Annotated in this window: 6 protein-coding genes; all 6 read left to right on the forward strand. The window is 49.2% G+C overall.

The genetic code is table 11. The features are described 5' to 3' along the window. Positions 1-131 precede the first annotated feature (131 nt). The 6 genes from tsf to LBJ36_00505 all read left to right on the forward strand — a co-directional run bounded on the left by tsf (position 132) and on the right by LBJ36_00505 (position 6,459). On the forward strand, positions 132-728 hold the full coding sequence (gene tsf, locus LBJ36_00480; protein MDR1377518.1) for a translation elongation factor Ts: 597 nt from the start codon (positions 132-134) through the stop codon (positions 726-728). A gap of 122 nt (positions 729-850) precedes the next feature. Further along, positions 851-1,564, forward strand: coding sequence for a UMP kinase (gene pyrH, locus LBJ36_00485; GenBank protein ID MDR1377519.1), 714 nt, complete (start codon positions 851-853; stop codon positions 1,562-1,564). Between the two features lie 117 nt (positions 1,565-1,681). Then, positions 1,682-2,239: a ribosome recycling factor gene (gene frr / locus LBJ36_00490; GenBank protein ID MDR1377520.1), complete on the forward strand. Its 558-nt coding sequence runs from the start codon at positions 1,682-1,684 to the stop codon at positions 2,237-2,239. Between the two features lie 109 nt (positions 2,240-2,348). Further along, positions 2,349-3,152: a protein-glutamate O-methyltransferase CheR gene (locus tag LBJ36_00495; protein MDR1377521.1), complete on the forward strand. Its 804-nt coding sequence runs from the start codon at positions 2,349-2,351 to the stop codon at positions 3,150-3,152. A 226-nt stretch (positions 3,153-3,378) separates the two neighbouring features. After that, entirely contained in the window at positions 3,379-5,088 is a 1,710-nt protein-coding gene (locus tag LBJ36_00500; protein MDR1377522.1) for a sensor domain-containing diguanylate cyclase, read from the forward strand. Between the two features lie 471 nt (positions 5,089-5,559). Then, positions 5,560-6,459 (forward strand): dihydrodipicolinate synthase family protein, encoded by a 900-nt coding sequence (locus LBJ36_00505; GenBank protein MDR1377523.1) that lies wholly within the window; start codon positions 5,560-5,562, stop codon positions 6,457-6,459. Positions 6,460-6,751: the final 292 nt, after the last annotated feature.

Consider the following 6,751-nt stretch of genomic DNA (forward strand, 5'->3'; position numbering starts at 1 on the left):
GGAAATATAGTCAATCAACTTAAAAAACGTTACGTTGGACGATGCTAAAAATAGCGCATTGCTTGCTTTTAGCTATTCTAACTTTAGGTTTTTTATCTTGATTCACTATAATAAAGGGGAGAATGGTAGGAATGAGTGAGATTGCGGCAAGCGTCGTGAAAGAGTTGAGAGAGCGCACAGGTTCCGGTATGATGGACTGCAAGACGGCTCTTGCGGAGACAAATGGAAACATCGAGAAAGCGATCGACTATTTGCGGGAAAAAGGGCTGGCCAAGGCAGCCAAAAAGGCGAGCAGGGTGGCCTCTGATGGGCGTATTTTCCACTACGTCCACACCAATTTCAAGGTAGGCGCGTTGCTTGAGCTGAACAGCGAGACGGACTTCGTCGCGAAAACAGACGAATTTAACGCCCTAGGGCACGAGTTGGCAATGCACATCACCGCGGCGAATCCTCTGTACTTGAAAACCGAAGACGTGCCGGCAGAGGATCTCGAACGAGAGAGGGGCATTTATCGTCAGCAGCTGATCGATGAGGGTAAGCCTGCGGACCGCCTCGACAAAATCATTGAAGGAAAGATCAACAAGTTTTACGAAACCACCTGCCTTCTAGAGCAGCCTTACATTCGAGACGGCAGTAAAAAGATTAAAGACCTGCTCGTGGAAATCATTGCCAAGCTCGGAGAAAACATTGTCATCCGAAGATTTTCTAGGTTTATGATCGGGGAGTAACGGTCAGGATAATCAGCAACTAACCATTGGCTCCGGCGTGGATCGTTCTTTCCGCGCCGGAGCTTTTTCTAGAGTCTAGAGGGGGAAACACGTTTCCCTCATTCTTGGGAGGGATGTCCGTTATGCCGCGGTACAAACGCGTGTTGCTCAAGCTATCGGGTGAGGTGTTGGCCGGGGGTGAGCATTTTGGCCTAGATTTTGACGTGATGCGTCGCATCGGGGAGGAGGTTTCCGCCGTTTACAAAACGGGGACAAATCTGTGCATGGTTGTGGGAGGAGGAAACATGTTGCGCGGCAAAGAAGTAGAAAGGCTGGGCATTGAGCGGGTTCAGGCGGACTATATGGGGATGCTGGGGACGGTCATCAACGCCCTGGCATTGCAGTCCGTTCTGGAGCAGTTGAACGTACCGACCCGCGTTCAGACCGCCATTGAGATGCGCTCCGTGGCCGAGCCCTACATTCGCCGCCGGGCGCTTCGCCACATGGAAAAAAGACGCGTCGTGATCTTCGCGGCGGGAACAGGGTCACCCTACTTCTCCACAGATACGACGGCGGCACTTCGTGCGGCGGAGATGAACGTCGATTGCATGGTGAAAGGGACGAAAGTCGACGGTATTTATGACGACGACCCTCATGTGAACCCTTCGGCCCAGTTGATGTCAAACCTCACCTACCAGGATGCCCTGGACAAACGCATCGGGGTCATGGATACCTCCGCCTTTTTACTGTGCATGGAGAATAAGATCCCCATTCTGGTGATGAACATCTTAAAGCAGGGCAACTTGGTGTCTCTGCTTGTAAAAGACGAGCAAATTGGTACAATCGTCTGTGATTGAATCTGTGATTGAAACTGTGGTTCCACGAACCAGCGAGGGCGAGGGCAAGGGCGAGTTGAACAGAACGTCAAAACGCTTTCGTGAAATTGTGGAGAGATCGTGAAGGGAGGACTTGTGATGCCAAAGACCGTGGTAAAAAGTTTGCGGGAAAAGATGGACAAGGCTCTGGAATTTTTAGGCGGAGAATACCTGGCGATACGCACGGGGCGCGCGCATCCGGGGCTAGTCTCCGATATCAAGGTGGACTACTACGGTAACCAAACGCCTCTGAAGCAAATGGCCAACATCACGATTCCCGAAAGCCGTAAAATCCAGATTTTACCTTTCGACCGCGGCAGCTTGAAGGCGGTGGAAAAGGCGATTTTAGCGTCTAACCTGGGCATCACGCCCCAGAATGATGGGGAATCCGTCCGTTTGACCCTACCAGAGTTGACGAGAGAGCGCCGTCAGGATTTAGTAAAGCTCGTGAGCAAAAAGGCGGAAGAAGCCAAGGTCGTCATGCGCAACCAGCGCCGAGACGCCGTCGAAGCGCTGAAAAAAATGGAAAAAGACTCCAAGATCACGGAGGATGACCTGAAAAAATTCAGTAAAGACGTTCAAGACATTACAGATGATTTTATCAAGAAAATAGACGACGCTTTTAAGGTGAAAGAAAAGGAAATTTTGGAGGAATAGCGCGGGGAAGTAGGGAAAATAGGGGAAATAGACGGGAAACAAATGGAGGAGAAACACGTAGGAACCAAATATGAACTTCAATATAATCCTCAAGAGCAGGTGATGTCGCGTGGAAGAACCTAATATCTATAACTCGCCCGATTACGAAATTTTCAAGCAAAAGCTGCGTAAGATTATCGATTTGGACTTAAATTCTTATAAGAACCAGATCCATCGGCGGGTACATATGCTGAAAGATCGTTGGAACGTCAAAACCTACGATGATTATTTCAGCATGATCAAAAACGACGACAAGAAGCTCCGGGAGTTTTTGGACTACCTGACTATCAACGTTTCGGAGTTCTTCCGCAACGACAGGCAGTGGTGGAAGTTGCGCGACCAGATCATCCCTGAGATGATCGGAAAACGGGGACACAAACGCCTCAAGTTATGGAGCGCCGGGTGCGCCACGGGAGAAGAACCCTACTCTTTGGCAATTTTATCATCCGTTTGCGGCCTAGACTCTACTATTTCCGTGCTGGCCTGCGACATCGACCAGGGAGCCTTGGCAATCGCGCAGAAAGGGCAGTATTTGAAGCGGCAACTCCTGAACGCCCCCCCTGATTACCTCCACAAGTACTTCACCACTTCCGACGGGGGGGAAACTTATCAGGTTAACGCCGAAATCAAGCGCCGAGTGACATGGAAGCGTTTCAACATGATCGACGACGCTTTTGGATCGGGGTTCGACATCATCCTCTGCCGCAACGTGGTTATCTATTTTACGCCGGAGACGAAGGAGGCCCTTTACGTGAAATTTTACAACGCTTTGGCTCCGGGAGGGTATTTCCTGGTTGGTTCTACCGAACAGATTTTTGAGTATAAGAAAATAGGTTTCGAGAACGCGGGACCGTTTTTGTACGTGCGGAAATAGGGTAGCGAAAAAACCGGCGAGCGCACGTAACACCTACGACTCCCCTCGCGTCGGGGAGTTGTTTATTTTTATTTCGTTCCGAAGGCGAGCCGTTGGGTCGAGGGTTTTATCAGCGTGTTATCATCATGTACTGTTTAAATTGTAAGTACTGTTTAAATTGTAAGTTTATTGTTAAAATTAAAAAAGAATTTAAAAATCTGAAGACAAGACAGGTGGGAAGCTCCCAGTGCGAAAGTTGCTTGCCTTCATCTTGATAGGTGTTTTGGGCCTGTCAAACGGGAATTCACGCGCTTCTGCGGCCGAGAAAAAACCCGTTTCCTACTTCAAGGATGTAGAGGTTCTGTTTTTGCAGGATCATACTTTTGGGGTTTTTGAGGTAGCCAGACGCTACGCCGGCGATTTTCAGCCTATTTCCGGGAAGGGCATCCGTTTTTGGAACCCGGAGGAATCGTTGTGGATTCGTATTCCCATGTCGAAGTTGCGGGAGGCTCAGGAGGCCTTTTTCGGCGAGAGCACCGTCCTCATTCTGTGGAACGAGTACGTGTCAGTCGTCGATTTTTTCCTACCTGTCGCTCCCGGAGAGTTCAAGCATTGGGTTCACGGCTTGGACACGCCCGTCGAGCGACGGAGTTTCCCGTCCCGTTACCCTTCTTTCCGACTGGAAGATGGCTATGATGAAGGCTACGCCTATTTAAACGTAAGCTCGGCCATTCCCGTCGCTTTTGGGCTCGCGGTACAGGAAGAACAGGGTTTTCAAGGAATGTTCGTCGACTATTTGACGCAGTACATGGCTTTCTTCAGTTTCCTGGCGGCATTGGCCTTGACTTATCTCTTTTTTTATTTCATGACGGGGGACTGGGGTTACTTCATCGTCGTGCTGCGTCAGTTGATGACGTTCGTTTTTCTTTTCGCCTTCCACGGGTATCTTCAGTATTATTTCCACCTTTCGCCCCGGATCGTCGATGCTATTTACTGGCCAGCCTTAGGGTTACATTGCGTCATGACATCGTTCTTTGGCAAATACCTGTTGCAACTGGACATCGTACCTAAATGGCTTCGTAAGCTGATATTCGTCCAAACCCTGACGGCAGCTTCAATGATCATCTTCGCTTTGAGTGGGCTGCGCCAGTTGACGGGGATAGCGGTGGTGCTCTCCGCTCTGATGGAGGTGGCATCCATCACATTCATGGGGATTATAAAACTCCGCCAAGGCTATCGCTTGATCCTTTTCTGCGTGCTTTCCAGGATTTCCTTCCTCTTGGGATTAGTGTTTCTTCTGCTCAACGTTTTATTCGTCTGGTCAACGCACGCTTTCGAGTATCTTTCCATGTTTTCTTTTTTACTTGACCCGATTTTTCTCGCCTTGATGATGATTCCCGGCACTCGGAGTCGCTTTGAAAACTACTTTTCCATTGAGCAACAGAGCCTGTGCTACGAAAGCCTAGGGCAACGCGACGGCATGACGGGCCTTTACAACAAAGCTTATTTTCTAGCCCTTCTAGACGAAAACCTCCAGGCCGCGTTGCTCGCGAAAAAACAACTGGCCTTCATCATGATGGACGTCGATTATTTTCAAAAATTCAACGACCTTTGGGGATACCCGGAAGGGGATAAAGCGCTATTTTCTCTGGCAAAGCTCATCCGGCAGTGTCTTCGGGAAAGCGACATCGCCGCTCGTTACGGCGGTGGGGAGTTCGCCATTATTTTGCCGGGCGGCACTCTGCCCTCTTCCGTTCTCATGGCTGAACGCATCCGTCAGACTTTTGAAAAACAGACCTACATGCTTGGTAAGGACAAAGCGGTTACTTTATCCTTGGGTTTGGCTTTTCTCAGAGCTGGGGATACGGTCGCGATGTTGATCCAACGAGCTGGCGAAGCCCTTGATCGTGCCAAGGTCAACGGCCGCAATCGCACGGAGTTCGAGGTTGCCCCTTAAAACCTCTTTCATAGGTTTAATCCCAAATACACGGCATCGAGCTCGTCCTGCTCTATTCCTAAGTAGCGCAATGTGTCGCCGTTGCTAGTGTGGTTCAGCAGCTTCTGAACTAACGCTAGATCCTTCGTCCGACGTTAAGTGTGATACGTGAAGGTTTTTCGTTAATTTTGTTCTCTCAGGATTTGTTTCATCAATTCAATTTTTTTTGCTTTTTTGATCGGATATACGGTTTTCATTTTTGGTCTCTCGCATTTGAAATTATTTCTCCCGGACGAGCTTCGTGTGTCAATATAGCACATTGACAATGCTCATCTACATATTTATCGCAATATAATTATTGATCCATAATTGATCCACAATTGATCCATAATTGATCCATAATTGACAGATATGTTTCGTGAATGTACATTCGAATGAGACGACACTGAAGCTCCGGCAAAACAGAAAAAACAGGAGAAAGAGGGAGAAACCATGAGGAAAATAGAAGGCGTGTTTGCCCCCATTGCCACACCGTTCAAAGAAGATGAGACAATCGATTTCGGAAGATACGCAGAGAACCTGGCGAAGTTTGATAGAACGGGCCTCGCGGGCATTACCGTGTTGGGCAGCAACGGAGAGTTCACAATGCTCTCCCATGCTGAGAAACTCGACTTAGTCGCGGCAACACGCAAGGGACTGAGTCCGAACAAGGTGGTGATCGCTGGGACGGGGTGCGAATCTCTGAGAGGAACGATAGAACTCACCAAGGCGGCGGCGGATAGAGGGGCAGACGCGGCTCTGGTCATCAATCCCTGTTACTATAAGCGGGACCTAACGGAATCGGTTCTCGAAAAGTTTTACGTGGCGGTGGCGGACGCGGCTCCCGTTCCCGTGATGATCTACAACATGCCGGGCAACAGCGGCGTCAATCTCTCGTCGAAGCTGGTGGTGAGGCTCTCCGCCCACGAGAACATCGTGGGCGTGAAAGATTCTGGCGGAAACATCGTGCAAATCTCAGAGATTATCGTCGGGGTAGGAGAGGATTTTTCCGTGTTCGCGGGGTCGAGTAGTTTTCTTTTCGCGACGAGCGTGCTGGGGGGCAGAGGGGGAACCTTGGCCGCGGCAAACGTGGCGCCGGATCTCTGCTCGGAGATTTACGCTCTCTGCCGACAAAAGGAGCACGAAAAAGCGCGCGAGATCCAGCTCGATATTTTAGAACTCAACGCTTGCGTCACGAGTCGTTATGGTATCGGTGGAATGAAGGCGGCGATGGACCTAGCTGGGTTCTTTGGTGGCATTCCCCGGCTGCCCCTTCTGCCCGCTAGCAGTGCCGCCGTCGCGGACATTCGAGTCCAACTGGAGAAACTGGGCCTCCTGAACAAGTATCAGTAAAAATACTGAGCGTTTTTTAAAGAAATTTGAAATTAGGGGCTTTACAAAACTTCAAAACGGAGGTAATATTACCAAGCTCTGTAATGAGAGATTGAGATATAAGATTTCTTTCATAAGAGTAAGCCTTTGAAAATTTTCTCTTAGAGACTAATCTTAAGAGACTAACAAAGGAATGAATCTTGACAATTTTACAGGCGAGCCAACAGAGGCTAAGCAGTAATGAATAAGTAAAAGGAAACGTTATGCAAAGTTTCGTAAGTGAAAAGAATGAGCTGAGAGTTTGATCCTGGCT

The organism is Synergistaceae bacterium (genome assembly GCA_031267575.1).
Taxonomy (GTDB): Bacteria; Synergistota; Synergistia; order Synergistales; family Aminobacteriaceae; genus JAIRYN01.